This is a genomic window from Streptomyces albus subsp. albus (assembly GCF_000719865.1).
In the GTDB taxonomy this organism is placed as follows: Bacteria; Actinomycetota; Actinomycetes; order Streptomycetales; family Streptomycetaceae; genus Streptomyces; species Streptomyces albus_E.
In genome coordinates this window covers 91,298-106,431 of sequence record NZ_JOID01000009.1, presented here as the reverse complement: position 1 = coordinate 106,431, position 15,134 = coordinate 91,298, and the positions used below count along the sequence as shown (strand labels likewise).

Below are 15,134 nucleotides of genomic sequence, written 5' to 3'. Positions count from 1 at the left end.
CCGTGGCCGGGGACGTGACGCATCGGACGACAGGGGAGGCGAGCGTGGCCGCGGACCGCGACAGGGGTGGCCCCGCCGGCGGCGGGGCGAGGTCCACCACCTTTTCCAGGTTTCCTCAGGGCTCGACCGCGACCAGGCTCCGGGCCCTCGGCGGTCAGGCCGCCGCCCGGGTCTACCGGGCCCGGCCCCAGCGCCGCAACCGGCTGACGGGGCGGGCGGCGCTGCTGGCCCTGGTCGTGTGCTCGCTGGTCGTCGCCCTCGCCTACCCGATGCGGCAGTGGGTCTCGCAGCAGTCGGAGATCGCCGAACAGCAGCGCCGCGCCGAGGAGGCGCGCGCGGCCGTCGAGGAACTCCGCGACCTCAAGGCCCGCTGGCAGGACGACGCCTACGCCGAGCGGCAGTTGCGCGAGCGGCTGCACTACGTACGGCCGGGCGAGACCGGCTACATCGTGCCGCGGAGCGGGGCCGGCGCCGGTGGCGGGGCCGGGCGGGACGACGGCGGCGGCGACCTCCCCTGGTACGAGAAGCTGTGGAGCGACGTCGACCGGGCGGACTCCGGCCGCTGACGCACCAAACGCTCGCCCCGGGCCGCTCCTCCGCACCGGACGCCGGCCCGGACCCCCGGCCCGGACCCCCGCCGCGGGCCGCGCCACCCCGGCCGTCCCCGCCCGCGTTCCGCCCCGCCCCACCGGCGAACCTTCCCCACCCGAACCGACCGAAGAGATCCGCACAGGCATGGACACGCCCCCTCCCCAGACCGAGCCCACCGCGCCCACCGAGGCCGACATCGCGGCGTTCCGCGACCAGCTCGGCCGCCCGCCGCGCGGCCTGCGCGCCATCGCGCACCGCTGTCCCTGCGGGCAGCCCGACGTGGTCGAGACGGCGCCGCGGCTGGAGGACGGCACCCCGTTCCCGACGCTGTACTACCTGACCTGTCCGCGCGCCGCCTCCGCGATCGGCACCCTGGAGGCGGAGGGCGTGATGAAGGAGATGACCGCCCGGCTCGCCGAGGACGAGGAGCTGGCCGCCGCCTACCGCGCCGCGCACGAGGACTACATCGCCCGCCGTGACGCCATCGAGATCCTCCAGGGCTTCCCCAGCGCGGGCGGCATGCCGGACCGGGTGAAGTGCCTGCACGTCCTGGTCGCCCACTCGCTGGCCGCCGGCCCGGGCGTCAACCCGCTGGGTGACGAGGCCATCGCCCTGCTCCCGGAGTGGTGGCGCAAGGGCCCGTGCGTGACCCCTGGCGGACCGGCCGCCGCCGGCCCGGAGCAGCAGGGGCCGGGCCGGCCGGAGCCGGAGACCGCCGCCGGAGGAGCCGAAGGAGCCGAAGGAGAGAGCGCATGACCGGCACGACCCGCGTGGCCGCGATCGACTGCGGTACGAACTCCATCCGCCTGCTGGTCGCCGACCTCGACCCGGCCACGGGTGAGCTCACGGACCTGGACCGGCGGATGACCATCGTCCGGCTCGGCCAGGGCGTCGACCGCACCGGCCGGCTGGCGCCGGAGGCCCTGGAGCGCACCTTCGCGGCCTGCCGCGAGTACGCCGAGGTCATCCGCTCCCTGGGGGCCGGGCCGCTCCGCTTCGTCGCCACCTCCGCCTCCCGCGACGCCGAGAACCGGGACGACTTCGTGCGCGGGGTCCGCGACATCCTCGGCGTCGAGCCGGAGGTCGTCACCGGCGGCCAGGAGGCCGCGTTCTCCTTCACCGGCGCCACCCGCGAACTGGCCGGGCGGCGGGACCTGGACACCCCGTACCTGGTGGTGGACATCGGCGGCGGCTCGACCGAGTTCGTCGTCGGTGCCGAGCGGGTCCGTGCCGCGCGCTCGGTCGACATCGGCTGCGTCCGGATGACCGAGCGCCATCTGGTGCGGGACGGCGCGGTCGCCGACCCGCCCTCGCGGGAGCGGATCGCGGCCATACGGGCCGACATCGACGCCGCGCTCGACCTGGCCGGCGAGACGGTCCCGCTGCGCGAGGCCCGCACGCTGGTGGGGCTGGCCGGCTCCGTCACCACCGTGGCCGCGATCGCCCTGGGCCTGCCGGAGTACGACCCGGCCGCCATCCACCACTCCCGCATCCCTGTGGAGCGCGTGCGGGAGGTCACGGAGCGGCTGCTGGCCTCGACGCACGCCGAGCGCGCCGCGATCCCGGTGATGCACCCGGGCCGGGTGGACGTCATCGGCGCGGGCGCCCTGGTACTGCTCGCGATCATGGAACGGACCGGCGCCGCGGAGGTCGTCGTCAGCGAACACGACATCCTGGACGGCATCGCCTGGTCCCTGGTGGAGGAGAACCGGCGGAGCGGCTGATCAATGTTGGTGCGCGACAGCGTCCGTCCGCTGCACCGCAGTGCGGCGCATATCCGGCGGTGGGCGTACGGGGCCCGGCCCCGGCGAGGTCACGTCGCCTTCACCTCCGCCCACACGGCTTTCCCCATGGGGCTGTCAGTAACTCCCCACCGGCCGGCGCACAGAGTGTCGAGAATGAGCAAGCCGCGTCCGCGACCGCGCGGCGCGGACTCGGGGCGCCTGCGCGGTCGGCGGCGGACCGGGTCGTGTACCTCGACACGCGTGCGGGCGTCGTCGGCATCGAGGACCAGGCGTACGTGATCGCCGGGTTCGGTGCCGTAGCGGATCGAGTAGGTCACCAGCTCGGATGTGACCAGAAGACAGGTGTCGACGTGGTCGGCGCTCGCGGCCGGGACGTGCTTCTCCAGATGCTCGCGGAGGAACTCGCGTGCCGCTCTGACGGATTGCGGCTCGCTCGCCAGAAGCAGCACACGGGGAGTCGCGGATGGTGACGCGACCGGTGTCGGAAGGGCCCGCGGACTTCGTTCGAGGCTCACCGCGTCTCCTCGGGCTGCGCGTCGGTGTGGCCCCGCCGTTCATCGACGGGGGACAGGAACAGGGGGACGCGGATTCCGCGCTGGTCGGTCAGGGCCACCACCAGGCCACCTTTCGGGCTGAGAATGTTCGGGGTTCGCTGAAGAGGTAACCGCGTGGTCACCCTCCGCAGGTACCGTGGGAAGCCGGTGGAACCGTGAACGCCGTCGGGAGATGAGGCGTGACCACGAAGAAGCGCAAACCCAATCCCGCCCTCGCGGACCTGCTCGACCAGGCGGGACTGACGCGGACGCAGCTCGCACAGCGCGTGAACCGGCTCGGGGTGCAGGCGGGACTGGATCTCCACTACAGCCAGTCCAGCGTTTCGCACTGGATCGCCGGCACGCGTCCGAAACCGCCGGTCAGATCCTTGATCATCGAGGTGCTCTCGGACCGGCTAGGCCGCCCCGTGACACACGCGGAAGCCGGACTCACCCCTGCCCCGTCCGTGCTGAGGCCCGATCCGGCCGACGCTGTCGAGGAGTTGGTGGATCTCGGAAGGGCGGACATGGACCCGTCACGGCGCGGCGTGCTCGCCGCGGGCGTGTTCTCGGCAGCGCTCGCCCTTCCCGGATTCTCCGGCCCCGCGCATGCCGGAGAACGGCCGGTGAGCCCCGGCAAAAGGACCATCCGGATCGGAGCCTCGCAGGTCCAGGCGGTGCGCACCATGACCGACCGGATCGCCGGGATCCTCGACGAATTGGGCGCGGGACACGCACGTCCCATGGCGGCCGCGTTTCTCGTCAACACCGTGGGGCCCTGGTTGCGCGCACAGGCGAGCGAAGCGGTACGCCTGGACATGCTGGCCGCCGCATCCGATCTCACGTATCTGACGGGGTGGATGGCCATGTACGAGAAGGCTCACGGTCTCGGCCAGACCTATTACGTCAAGGCGTTGAAGCTGGCGAACGAGGCGCAGGACCACGTGACCTACTGCCGGACGCTGCGCGGCATGAGTCTCCAGGCGTCCAACCTGCGATACGGCCGGAAGTCATTGGAGCTCGCCGACTCGGCGGCGGAGGCGGCGCCGGCGTCCGGGCCGAGGCTGGTCGCCTTTCTCCGGGGACAGCAGGCGCACGCGGCGAGCATGGTCGGTGACCGGCGCTTGGCGCACAACCGTCTGCGCGAGGCGGAGGCGGCGCTGTCCAGAGCGGACAGCCGGCGCGACGCGATCGGCGGGTACGACCGGACGGCGTGGCTGTTCCACGTTTCCCATGTGCTGTACGAGGAACGCGATCTCCCCGGCAGCATCAAGGCTCTGGGGCAGTCCATCAAGGTGCAGCCGGAGGTCGAACGGCAGGGGCGCGTGCACGCGTACGCACTGCTGGCGCAGCGGCAGTACGAGTACGGGCATCTCGACGCGTCCTGTGCGTCGTGGGGACGGTTCCTCGACGACTGCGAGCACGTCTCATCGGCCCGGGGCGACGACCATTTCGGGACGATGCTCAGGCAGCTACGGAGGCACGCGAGCACCCGGCCGGCGCGAGACCTCGCGGGACGGGCGCGAGAGGTGGCGGCGCTGAAGAACTGAGTGGTGGATTCAACGGCCGCAGTTGGCTTCGGAGTTCTATGCTGACGTTGTCATGGAACCTGTGAGTATTGGGGCCCGGCTCGCTTCGAGCATCGTGGCACCTCTGGTGAAGAAGCTGTTTGTGACCGACGGTCCGGGCGCAGGTCTGGTCGACAGGCCCGTACGCGTTTCGGATCTGGTGTCGTTCCGGGGCGAGAAGCGGACTCTCGGAAATGCGGAACTCCGCAAGATCGCGGAAGAGTTGGTGGAACGCGCGGCGCAGTCCACCGGCACGTCGGAGCGCCTTCCTGGTTTCGAGCAACATGCGGTGGTGAATGCGGTCGCGCACTCGCTGGGTTCCCTGGGGCACCTGGACATGGACGACGTCCAAGCCGTCCAACTCGGCTATCTGGGGCTGTCTCGACACCTTCGGGCGGGTAATCAGGCAGCCACGCTGGGGCTTTCGAGCGATGCTGTGCTGCTGCATGCGAATGTCATGGACACGGCCTGCCTGCATATTCTGCATTTCTTCACCACGAGATCCACGTTCGTGCCCCGTACGCTCGTCGAGCAGAGTCGCCGGATCGAGGAACTGTCCTCCAAGATCGACCTGCTGATCCTGCGGACACCTTCCCCGGCGGACGGCGGTTTCGAGGAGCGCTATGCGCGTTACATCTCGCGCAAGTACGGCAAGCTGACCATCTTCGGTCTTGATCTGCCCGAAGCCTCGGGGGTATGGCCTCTCGACGCCGCATATCTGAGCCTGGAGGCCACGGGCACCACGGCCGGGGACATGCCGGTGGTGCTTCCAGCCGAACAAGTTCTGTCCGGGCGTGACCGGGTTCTGTTACGAGGCGTGGCCGGTTCTGGCAAGACCACACTGGTGCAGTGGCTGGCCGTGAGCGCCGCTCGTAATGGTCTTGATGAACGATCGCTCTACCTTCACGGTCTGGTGCCGTTCGTGCTCCCCATGCGGTCGCTGACCCGTGCCGGGGCGAGATTGCCCACCCCGGACGAATTCCTTGCGGCAGTCGGATGTCCGATCGCCCAAGCCCAGCCGACAGGCTGGTACGACCGGGTGCTGACCGCAGGGCGTGGATTGATGTTGATCGACGGGATCGATGAGATGCCCGAGGCGGAGCGCGAAGATGCCCGCAGTTGGCTGAGGGATCTTATCGATGCATACCCGAAGAACCGCTGGCTCGTCACTTCACGGCCCTCGGCCGTGCGGGAACACTGGCTGGCGTGCGAGGAATTCTCGGAACTGGACCTGGCTCCCATGAGCCGTGACGACGTTGCTGCGTTCATCAAACGCTGGCATCACGCGGCCGGCAGCGCAGACGTGTACGGCAAGGAACTGCTCTATGCCGTACGGGCCAAGCAGGAACTCGCCCGACTTGCCACCAATCCGCTCATGTGCGCATTGATTTGTGCGCTGCACCGCGACCGGAGGGGCTACCTTCCCGACGGACGTAAAGAGCTGTACGACGCCGCCCTGTCCATGCTGCTGTCCCGGAGAGACCGGGAGCGTGGCATTTACCGGACGGGTGACATGCGTATCGGTGAAACGCACCAGGTGCAGCTGATCCAGAAACTCGCGTACTGGCTGATCCGCAATGGCCGTTCGGAAATGGATTCGACGGATGTCCTGGACCTGCTGTCCCGAGCGCTGACGGCCATGCCACGTGTTGCCGAACAAGGCACGGTGGAGCAGATCTACCGGTATCTCCTGGTCCGCAGCGGACTGCTCCTCGAGCCTGTTGAAGGCACCATGCAGTTCATTCACCGGACCTTTCAGGATTACCTCGGAGCCAGGGCTGCCGTGGAGAGTCTCGATTTCGACTTCCTCGGCGGGAACGCTCACCTTGACCAGTGGGAGGACGTTATCCGGATGGCCGTGGCCCATGCCCGCCCCGCGGAACGGACACGGCTGCTCACCGGACTGCTCACACACGGCGACGCTTCGAAAGACGCCCGCCACCGCCTCCATCTGCTGGCTGCAGCCTGCTTGGATGACGCAACCGAGCTCGACCCCGCCGTGCGAACCGAAGTCCAGCATCGTGCCGAGAAGCTCATTCCGCCCCGCTCGGTAGCCCAGGCCCGTGCCCTGGCAGACGTCGGCCCCGTGGTGCTGGAGCTGCTGCAAGGTCCGGAGAACCTCACTCCCGATGAGGCATACTTCACGGTCCTCACCGCTGTCCGGGTCGGAACCGATGCCGCGATCCCGGTGCTCACTCGATTCCGGACCGTGAACGATCTACGGGTGCGCACAGAGCTGGCTCTGGCCTGGAGCCGGTTCGACACCGACCGCTATGGCGAGGAGGTCATCGCGTATCTGCACGAGGAAGACCTCTATTTCGTCATTTCAAGCAGTCAAGAACTCTGTACTCTGCACCGATTCGGTGGCAGGTCCTTCCTGAGGATCACATCCCCTCTCAGCCCGGAGGAGATTCAGCGCTTCTGCGTGCAGGACCGCCTCACGGGACTGTGCATCGCGGCAGATCTGCGTTGCTCCTGGGAATGGCTTGCCTGGTTTTCCCGTCTCACCGAACTGACCCTGGAGGCCCCGTCTCCCGAGGTCGATGTGAGTTCACTTCGGCGTGTGCTCTCCCTCCGCACACTTCGGCTGCCCGCAGCAGCGAGGGTCGTCGGAGCGGAGCAGTTGCCTCCGACGCTGAAAATCGTCCGCACAAGCTGACTGCGGCTGTTTCCACCCCGGCGATGAACCACTCCGGGGCTGATGGAGACTTCGACCAGCCCTGTGCTGCACAGGCTTCGGCATCTCCGGGGCCGAGTCTCCGCGCTGATCTCGAAACCGTTCAGAGGTTGCGGTAGACGTCCCGTCGGTCGCCCACCTTGACGACGAGGATGAGAAGTTCCCCGTCGTTCACCTGGTAGGCGACCCGGTAGTTCCCGACACGGAGCCGGTAGAGGCCCGACGGGCCGGTGAGCTTCTTGACGTCGGCGCCCTCGCGGTACGGGTCGTCACCGAGCGCGGTCAGCGCGGTCAGGATGCGCATGGCGTCGGGTCGGCTGAGGGACCGGAGTTGCCGCTGTGCCGCCGAGGTGAACCGGAACGCGTACTTCACGCCGCGCCTTCACCGTGCTCGGCGAACAGATCCGCCAGCAGTTCGGCCATCGTCACGGTCGGACCGCCCTCGGCCAGGACGGCCTCGGCCTCCCGGGCCAGCATGACGTCGGCCGCCTCCTCCAGGGCTTCGAAGTCTGCGATCGGCACCACGGCTGCCACCGGAGCACCGTTGCGAGTGATCACCGTCGGGGTGCCCTGCTCGGCCCGGTTGATGTGATCCGCAAGATGCGCGCGGGCTTCCCGTACGGTCACGGTGTTCTCCGTCATGGCCTCAGTGTACGCATCTTTGTGTACACGGGGAGGGGTGTGGAGGGTGGCTTGGGAGCCTGCGGCATTGCCCGCTCTCTCTCCGGGCGCCACTGTCCGCCGGCGCCCGGCACCCGCCGCGGTCACGGCCGATCCGGCGAGAGCGCTCCCCGGGCCGGGCGCGGCGGCCCTTTCGGGAGAGCGTTCGGGGCACTCCTGAGCCGGCCGCCGATCGGGTGAGCGGCCCCGGCGGGGCGCCGCGGGGAGCGCGCGAGACCTGGCGAAAAAGAGTTCGTGAAACTCTTCACATGAAAAAGTGGCAGTGGATGCGTCCGGGAGGCTGATAAACGCCGGATAAGGGCCCGCGGAGCCTCCGAGACGAAGGCGGGCGAGCTCGTGGTGGTGAGGTGCCGGCGTCGGCCGGTCCCCGGCGGTTCGCTCACCCCCGAGCGTACAACCGCAGCTCACGAGGGGTTTCGCCGTGGCCGGACGGCCGGCCCGCCCGCCCGGAATGTCGTAACTCCTTCAGTGGGGCGCGGAGTGTAACACAGCACTGAGGAGTCCTTGTGAAGGGCCTCACGAGCACCCCCCTCCGGAGTGCTGGATACTCGAATCATGAGCACCACGGAGCGTCCACGGATCCTCGTAGTAGGCGGCGGTTACGTCGGCCTGTACGCGGCGCGCCGCATTCTCAAGAAGATGCGGTACGGCGAGGCGACAGTCACGGTCGTCGACCCGCGCTCGTACATGACGTACCAGCCCTTCCTCCCCGAAGCCGCAGCCGGCAGCATCTCACCGCGCCACGTCGTGGTCCCGCTGCGGCGTGTGCTGCCGAAGGCGGAGGTCCTGACGGGCCGCGTCTCGTCCATCGACCAGGACCGCAAGGTCGCCACGGTCACGCCGCTCGTCGGCGAGGCCTACGAGCTGCCCTTCGACTACCTGATCGTGGCGCTCGGCGCCGTCTCCCGCACCTTCCCGATCCCCGGCCTGGCCGAGCAGGGCATCGGCATGAAGGGCGTGGAGGAGGCCATCGGCCTCCGCAACCACGTCCTGGAGCAGCTCGACAAGGCCGACTCCACGACCGATGAGGCGGTCCGCCGCAAGGCGCTGACCTTCGTGTTCGTCGGCGGCGGCTTCGCCGGCGCGGAGACGGTCGGCGAGGTCGAGGACATGGCCCGCGACGCGGCGAAGTACTACCCCAACGTCTCCCGCGAGGACATGCGGTTCGTGCTCGTCGACGCCGCCGACAAGATCCTCCCGGAGGTCGGTCCCGAGCTCGGCAAGTGGGGCCTGGAGCACCTGCAGAAGCGCGGTGTCGAGGTCTACCTCCAGACCTCCCTGGAGTCCTGCGTCGACGGCCACGTGGTGCTCAAGAACGGCCTGGAGGTCGACTCCGCCACCCTCGTCTGGACCGCGGGCGTCAAGCCCAACCCGGCGCTGGCCCGCTACGGCCTGCCGCTCGGCCCGCGCGGCCACGTCGACGCGGAGCCCACGCTCCAGGTCAAGGGCACCGACCACATCTGGGCCGCGGGCGACAACGCCCAGGTGCCGGACCTCGCCGCCCGTGAGGCGGGCGTCGAGAACGCCTGGTGCCCGCCGTCCGCGCAGCACGCGCTGCGCCAGGCCCGGGTCCTCGGCGACAACGTCATCTCCGCGCTGCGGGGCTTCCCGCAGAAGGAGTACAAGCACGCCAACAAGGGTGCCGTCGCCGGTCTCGGCCTGCACAAGGGCGTCGCGGTGATCCGGCTGGGCAAGCGCGTGAAGATCAAGGTCAAGGGCCGCGCCGCCTGGTACTTCCACCGCACGTACCACGGCATGGCCGTGCCGACCTGGAACCGCAAGATCCGGGTCTTCGCCGACTGGACCCTGCAGACCTTCCTCAAGCGCGAGGTCGTGTCCCTCGGTGCGATGGAGAACCCCCGCGAGGAGTTCTACGAGGCCGCCCGCCCGGCGCCGGCTCCGGCCGACGCCCGGCCCGTGACGGCCGAGCGGTCCGAGAAGGCCAAGGCCTCCTGACCGCGCGGGGCCCGGCCCCGCGAACAGCAGCCCGAAGGGGCGTCCGCCGAATCCGTGGGGCGGGCGCCCCTTCGGCGTGCCCGGTGATCCGTCATGGGCCCGGTCCGCCCGGCAAACCGGCCACTTGCCCGTGCTGACCCGGCCGTGCTGACCCGGCCGTGATCACCCGGCCCGGCCGCGCCGGACCGCCGTCCCGGCGGCGCTGCCCTCCCTGCGCCCCGCAGGGGTCTGGGTTCCGGGCCGGACCGGTGCTTCCGTAGAGGACTACGCGTTCACCGCTCCTGCCCACGGAGGTGTTCGAGAATGGACGACGCCGCGAGACGGCTCACCGCACTCGCCGGGGAACTGCTGGGCACCCCGTTCCCCCTGCGGATCCGGGCCTGGGACGGCAGCGAGGACGGCCCGCCCGGCGCGCCCGTCCTCTTCGTACGCCACCGGCGGGCGCTGCGCCGGTTCCTCTGGCGTCCGGGCGAACTCGGCCTGGCGCGCGCCTGGGTGGCCGGTGAACTGGACATCCTCGGCGATCTCTACGAAGGGCTGGACCGGCTGTCCGGGCTGTTCTGGGAACGCGGCCCGGGCGGGGGGACCGGCGGTGCCGGCGGAGCCCTGTCCGCGGCCGCGGCCCTGCGCGAGCCCCGCAAGCGCGCCGCCGTGCGCGAGCTGATCGCGCTGGCCGGCCCCGGGCTGCCCCCGCCGCCGCCCCGCGAGGAGGCGCGCCGCGTGCGCGGCGGACCGCTGCACAGCCCCCGCCGCGACCGCCGGGCGGTCAGCCACCACTACGACGTCGGCAACGACTTCTACGCCCTCGTCCTGGGCCCCTCCATGGTCTACTCCTGCGCCTACTGGACCGAGGGCGGCGATCTGGAGGCGGCCCAGCGCGACAAGCTCGACCTCGTCTGCCGCAAGCTGGCCCTGCGCCCCGGGGCCCGGCTGCTGGACGTCGGCTGCGGCTGGGGCGCGCTGGTGCTGCACGCGGCGCGCAAGTACGGGGTGCACGCCGTCGGCATCACCCTCTCCGCGGAACAGGCCGCCCACGCCCGCAAGCGGATCGCCGAGGAAGGGCTGGCGGACCGGGTGGAGATCCGGGTGCTGGACTACCGCGAGGTCTCCGACGGCCCGTACGACGCCATCGCCTCGATCGGCATGGCCGAGCACGTCGGCTCGGCGCGCTACCGCGCGTACGCCGGGGTGCTCCACGGGCTGCTGCGCCCTGGCGGCCGGCTGCTCAACCATCAGATAGCCCGCCGTCCGGAGCCCGCCGAAGAGGCGTACCGCATCGATGAGTTCATCGACGCCTATGTCTTCCCGGACGGCGAGCTCGCCCCCGTCGGCTCCACCGTCTCCCGCCTGGAGGAGGCCGGCTTCGAGGTGCGGGACGTGGAGGCGCTCCGCGAGCACTACGCGCTGACGCTCCGTCAGTGGGTGGCGAACCTGGAACGGGAGTGGCGGCGGGCCGTGCGCCTGGTCTCGCCCGGCCGCGCCCGCGTCTGGCGGCTGTACATGGCCGCGTCCGCGCTCTCCTTCGAACGGAACCGGATCGGCGTCAACCAGATCCTCGCCGTCCGCACCCCGGAGGACGGCGCCTCCGGCTTCCCGCCGCGCCCCCGGGCGTGGACGGAGGGCTGACAGCGCCGGCGGCTTGCACGAACACCGGGCCCCGGTCCGCGACACGCTGGTCGCGGACCGGGGCCCGGTGCCGTCCGTCCCGGCCCCCCGTCGGGGGAGCCCGGTCCGTCCCACCTACTCCGCCTTGATGGCCTCCAGCGCGTTGAGCTTCGCCGCCCGCCGCGCCGGCCAGAGCGCGGCCAGGACGCCGACCAGTCCGGCCAGGGCCAGGAAGGCCCCGATCCGCTCCCACGGGACGGTCATGGTGTACGCCGCCATCGAGTTGGCGATGGCCGTACCGGCGGCCCAGGCGAGGAAGACCCCGAGCCCGATGCCGAGGACGGCGCCGAAGAGCGAGATCACGACCGACTCCAGCCGGATCATCCGCTTGACCCGCGAGCGGTCCATGCCGATCGCCCGCAACATCCCGATCTCGTGCTTCCGCTCGAAGACCGACATGGCCAGGGTGTTGACCACGCCGAGCACCGCGATGATCACGGCCATCGCCAGCAGTCCGTAGAGCATGTTCAGCAGCAGACTGATCATCCCGCTGATCTCGTCGCTGATGGCCCGCTTGTCCTGGATCTTGATCGCGGGGTTCTTGCCGAGCGCCTCGGCGAGGGCCTTCTCGGCCTGCTCCGAGGGACCGTCCTTCATCTTCACCATCACCTGGAAGTCCGTGATCTCCTCCATGTGGGGATCGACCACGCCCGTCGGGACGAAGATGCCGTCGATCATCTCGTTGCCGGTGTAGACGCCCGCGACCTCCAGCTTCTCGCTCTTGCCCTCGTAGAACTCGTAGGTGAGGGTGTCACCGGTGCCGACCCCGGCCGCCTTCGCGGTCTTGTCGTCGATGACCGCGCGGCGGTCGCCCATGCGGTCCATCGAGCCGCTGGTGAAGTCCAGGGAGAGCACCTGGCCGACGGTCGCCGGGTCGACACCGGTGATCCCCGTGTACTCCCCGTCCACCGCGCCGAACGCGGCGCGCATCGGGCTGGTGGCCGCGACCTCCGGCAGGGCGTCCAGCTTCTTCCGGACGTCGGGGGAGAGACCGTCTGAGCCGCCCATGCTCACCGCGTAGTCCGCCTTCATCAGGCCCACGGCCATCTTGTCGACGGCGCTCTGCACGGAGGTGGCGACCACCGTCAGACCGGTGACCAGGGTGAGCCCGATCATCAGCGCGGCGGCGGTGGAGGCGGTACGGCGCGGATTGCGCAGCGAGTTGAGCCGGGCGAGCCTGCCGGCCGTGCCGAAACGGTCCAGCAGGGGCGCGGCCGCGGTGATGACCGGACGGGACAGCAGCGGCGTCAGCACGATGACCCCGACCATCATCGCCCCGGACCCGGCGGCGAGCAGCTCGTTCTTCTCCTGCGTGACGCCGAGGAAGAGCAGCGCCCCGCCGATGGCGGTGACGGCCGCGCCGATGCTGTTGCGGACCACCAGGCCCCGCACGGTCGGGGTGGCGTGCACGCTGTTCATCGCGGCGACCGGCGGCACCTTCGCGGCCCGCCGCCCGGGCAGCCAGGCCGCCAGCATGGTCACCACGACACCGATCACCAGAGCGGTCAGCGGGGTCTGCGGGGCGATGACGAGCGGGCCGTCCGGGATGATCGCTCCCGCCGCGTTGAGCCCGGCGCGCATGCCGATGGCGATGCCGATACCGGCCCCGAAGCCGAGGACGGCGGCCACCAGTCCGACGAGGAACGCCTCGACGAGCACCGAGCGGGTCACCTGCCGGCGGGAGGCGCCGATGGCGCGCAGCAGCGCCACTTCCCGGGTGCGCTGGGCGACCAGCATGGTGAAGGTGTTGGCGATGATGAACACGCCGACGAAGAGCGCGATGGCCGCGAAGTAGAGCAGGACGTCGCCCATCTCCTTGGTCTCCGCGGTGATCTGCTCCGCCTGTTCGTCGGAGAGGACCTTGCCGGTGACGGCCTCGGTGCCCCCCGGCAGGATTTTCTCGACGGCCGCCTTGAGTTCGGCCTGCGAGGTGCCGGCCGCGGCCTGGACCGTGATCTCGTCGTACCCGTCGGGGCCGCCGAAGAGTTCGAGAGCCGTGGCGTTGTCGAAGAGCACCAGGGTGCCGCCGGCGGCGACGTTGCCGTCCGAGGTGTCGAAGATCCCGCTGACCTCGGGGGTGCGGACCGGGCCGTCGACGGAGAGCCGTACGGTGTCGCCGGTGCGGTAGCCGGTGCGCTCGGCGGTGCGGCGGTCGAGGGCCACCTCGCCGGCCGTCTCGGGGGCGCGGCCGTCGGTGAAGGTGTAGCGGGGGTCCTCGCCGTCCGGGCCCGGGTGGTGGTTGCCGCCCTGGGTGGACCAGTCCTGGCCGACGAGCTTGCCGTCCTTGTCGGCGAGCGCGGCGTAGTCGGAGACGGCACCCGTGGCCGACTCGGCGCCGGGCACGTTCCCGGCCTTCCTCAGCAGGGCGTCGTCGAGCTTGGGCTCTTCCTCGCCCTTCGAGACGCTGCCCCACCGGATGGCGACGGAGACGTGGTCGAAGCTCTTGGCGGAGCTCTTCTTGAAGGCGTCACCGATGGTGTCGGTGAAGGTCAGGGTGCCGGAGACGAAAGCGACGCCGAGGAGGACGGCGAGTACGGTCATCAGCAGCCTGGCCTTGTGCGCGAGCACATTGCGCAGGGCGGTACGGAGCATGGTCCTGTCAATCCTGGTGAGGGGTGGGCGGGACGGCCGCGAGGCCGGGGGTGTGGGCGCGTGCGGGGGCGGTCCGGCACGTGGCCGGGGTGGCGCGGGCCGCTACGGGGTACGGGGCACGGGCGGCACGGGGCGCGGGCGGGCGCCGGGCACGGGCGGGGCGGTGATCCTCTCTGGCCGCACCGGCGTTCGGGCGTACCGGCACCAGGGAAGGGATCGCGCGCCGTTCGCGCGGTGGCGCGGCTCAGGCGCCGGCGCCGGCTCCGCCCGCTCCGGTGGGCAGGGTGCGCATCCGGTCGAGGACGGCCTCGGCCGTCGGGTTCTCCAGCTCGTCGACGACGCGGCCGTCGGCGAGGAAGACGACGCGGTCGGCGTAGGCGGCGGCGACCGGGTCGTGGGTGACCATCACGATCGTCTGGCCCAGCTCGCGCACGGAGTTGCGGAGAAATCCCAGCACTTCGGCGCCGGAGCGGGAGTCGAGGTTGCCGGTCGGCTCATCCGCGAAGATGATCTCGGGGCGGCCCGCGAGCGCGCGGGCCACGGCCACGCGCTGCTGCTGGCCGCCGGACAGCTCGGTCGGCCGGTGCTTGAGCCGCCCCTCCAGGCCGACGGTCTTCACCACCCGGTCCAGCCACTCCGGTTCGGGCTTGCGGCCCGCGATGTCCATGGGGAGGGTGATGTTCTCCAGGGCGTTGAGGGTGGGCAGCAGGTTGAACGCCTGGAAGATGAAGCCGATCTTGTCCCGGCGCAACTGCGTGAGCTGCTTGTCCTTGAGGGACGCCAGTTCGGTGTCGCCGATGCGGGCGGAGCCGGCGGATATCGAGTCCAGCCCGGCCACGCAGTGCATCAGCGTCGACTTGCCGGAGCCGGAGGGGCCCATGATCGCGGTGAACTCCCCCTGGCGGAAGTCGACGGAGACCCCGTCCAGCGCGACCACCCGCGTCTCCCCCTGGCCGTAGACCTTGGTGAGGTCCGTGGCACGGGCGGCGACCGTGGTGGGGCGGGTGGCGGTCCGGGCACCTGTGAGGCTGGTGTTCACGGGGTACTGCTCCTGTCTGCGTGCGTACGGGCCATCGGCGGGGATGCCCGGGGACCCCACCATCCTTGCGGCCGGAACAGCCGCGGG

12 protein-coding genes are annotated in these 15,134 nt (G+C 70.7%); 7 read left to right on the top strand and 5 right to left on the bottom strand.

Features of this window, described 5'->3' with window-relative positions; translation table 11 throughout:
* Positions 1-14: 14 nt before the first annotated feature.
* From IF83_RS0111735 to IF83_RS0111725, 3 genes are all read left to right on the top strand, one after another.
* The gene (locus tag IF83_RS0111735) at positions 15-566 is read left to right on the top strand and encodes an FtsB family cell division protein (RefSeq protein WP_244177007.1); all 552 of its coding nucleotides are present in this window, start codon (positions 15-17) and stop codon (positions 564-566) included.
* 169 nt (positions 567-735) lie between these two features.
* A complete protein-coding gene (locus IF83_RS0111730) occupies positions 736-1,347 on the top strand; it encodes a DUF501 domain-containing protein (protein ID WP_051722678.1) in 612 nt (203 codons plus the stop codon).
* Complete coding sequence (locus IF83_RS0111725) at positions 1,344-2,315, top strand: Ppx/GppA phosphatase family protein (protein WP_030544053.1); 972 nt, start codon at positions 1,344-1,346, stop codon at positions 2,313-2,315. Before IF83_RS0111730 ends, IF83_RS0111725 begins: the two co-directional genes overlap by 4 nt.
* A gap of 89 nt (positions 2,316-2,404) precedes the next feature.
* Here IF83_RS0111725 and IF83_RS0111720 read toward each other — a convergent pair whose 3' ends face one another.
* Complete coding sequence (locus IF83_RS0111720) at positions 2,405-2,785, bottom strand: ATP-binding protein (protein WP_244177005.1); 381 nt, start codon at positions 2,783-2,785, stop codon at positions 2,405-2,407.
* Between the two features lie 284 nt (positions 2,786-3,069).
* On the opposite strand from IF83_RS0111720, the gene IF83_RS0111710 reads away from it, so the two are divergent.
* Positions 3,070-4,419: a hypothetical protein gene (locus IF83_RS0111710; protein WP_030544051.1), complete on the top strand. Its 1,350-nt coding sequence runs from the start codon at positions 3,070-3,072 to the stop codon at positions 4,417-4,419.
* 52 nt (positions 4,420-4,471) lie between these two features.
* On the top strand, positions 4,472-7,096 hold the full coding sequence (locus IF83_RS0111705; protein WP_037679720.1) for an NACHT domain-containing protein: 2,625 nt from the start codon (positions 4,472-4,474) through the stop codon (positions 7,094-7,096).
* Between the two features lie 121 nt (positions 7,097-7,217).
* On the opposite strand, the gene IF83_RS0111700 is transcribed toward IF83_RS0111705, so the two are convergent.
* Both IF83_RS0111700 and IF83_RS0111695 read right to left on the bottom strand, forming a co-directional pair.
* Complete coding sequence (locus IF83_RS0111700) at positions 7,218-7,487, bottom strand: type II toxin-antitoxin system RelE family toxin (RefSeq protein ID WP_030544049.1); 270 nt, start codon at positions 7,485-7,487, stop codon at positions 7,218-7,220.
* Entirely contained in the window at positions 7,484-7,756 is a 273-nt protein-coding gene (locus IF83_RS0111695; protein WP_030544048.1) for a type II toxin-antitoxin system Phd/YefM family antitoxin, read from the bottom strand. Before IF83_RS0111695 ends, IF83_RS0111700 begins: the two co-directional genes overlap by 4 nt.
* Positions 7,757-8,350: 594 nt before the next feature.
* Between IF83_RS0111695 and IF83_RS0111690 the strand changes: the two genes are divergently transcribed.
* Together IF83_RS0111690 and IF83_RS0111685 are read left to right on the top strand one after the other, a co-directional pair.
* On the top strand, positions 8,351-9,751 hold the full coding sequence (locus IF83_RS0111690) for an NAD(P)/FAD-dependent oxidoreductase (RefSeq protein ID WP_030544047.1): 1,401 nt from the start codon (positions 8,351-8,353) through the stop codon (positions 9,749-9,751).
* A 303-nt stretch (positions 9,752-10,054) separates the two neighbouring features.
* The gene (locus IF83_RS0111685) at positions 10,055-11,377 is read left to right on the top strand and encodes a class I SAM-dependent methyltransferase (RefSeq protein ID WP_030544046.1); all 1,323 of its coding nucleotides are present in this window, start codon (positions 10,055-10,057) and stop codon (positions 11,375-11,377) included.
* 114 nt (positions 11,378-11,491) lie between these two features.
* Here the strand turns inward: IF83_RS0111685 and IF83_RS0111680 are convergent, their stop codons facing one another.
* Both IF83_RS0111680 and IF83_RS0111675 read right to left on the bottom strand, forming a co-directional pair.
* On the bottom strand, positions 11,492-14,008 hold the full coding sequence (locus tag IF83_RS0111680) for an ABC transporter permease (protein ID WP_030544045.1): 2,517 nt from the start codon (positions 14,006-14,008) through the stop codon (positions 11,492-11,494).
* Between the two features lie 244 nt (positions 14,009-14,252).
* Positions 14,253-15,047: an ABC transporter ATP-binding protein gene (locus IF83_RS0111675; RefSeq protein WP_037679676.1), complete on the bottom strand. Its 795-nt coding sequence runs from the start codon at positions 15,045-15,047 to the stop codon at positions 14,253-14,255.
* Positions 15,048-15,134: the final 87 nt, after the last annotated feature.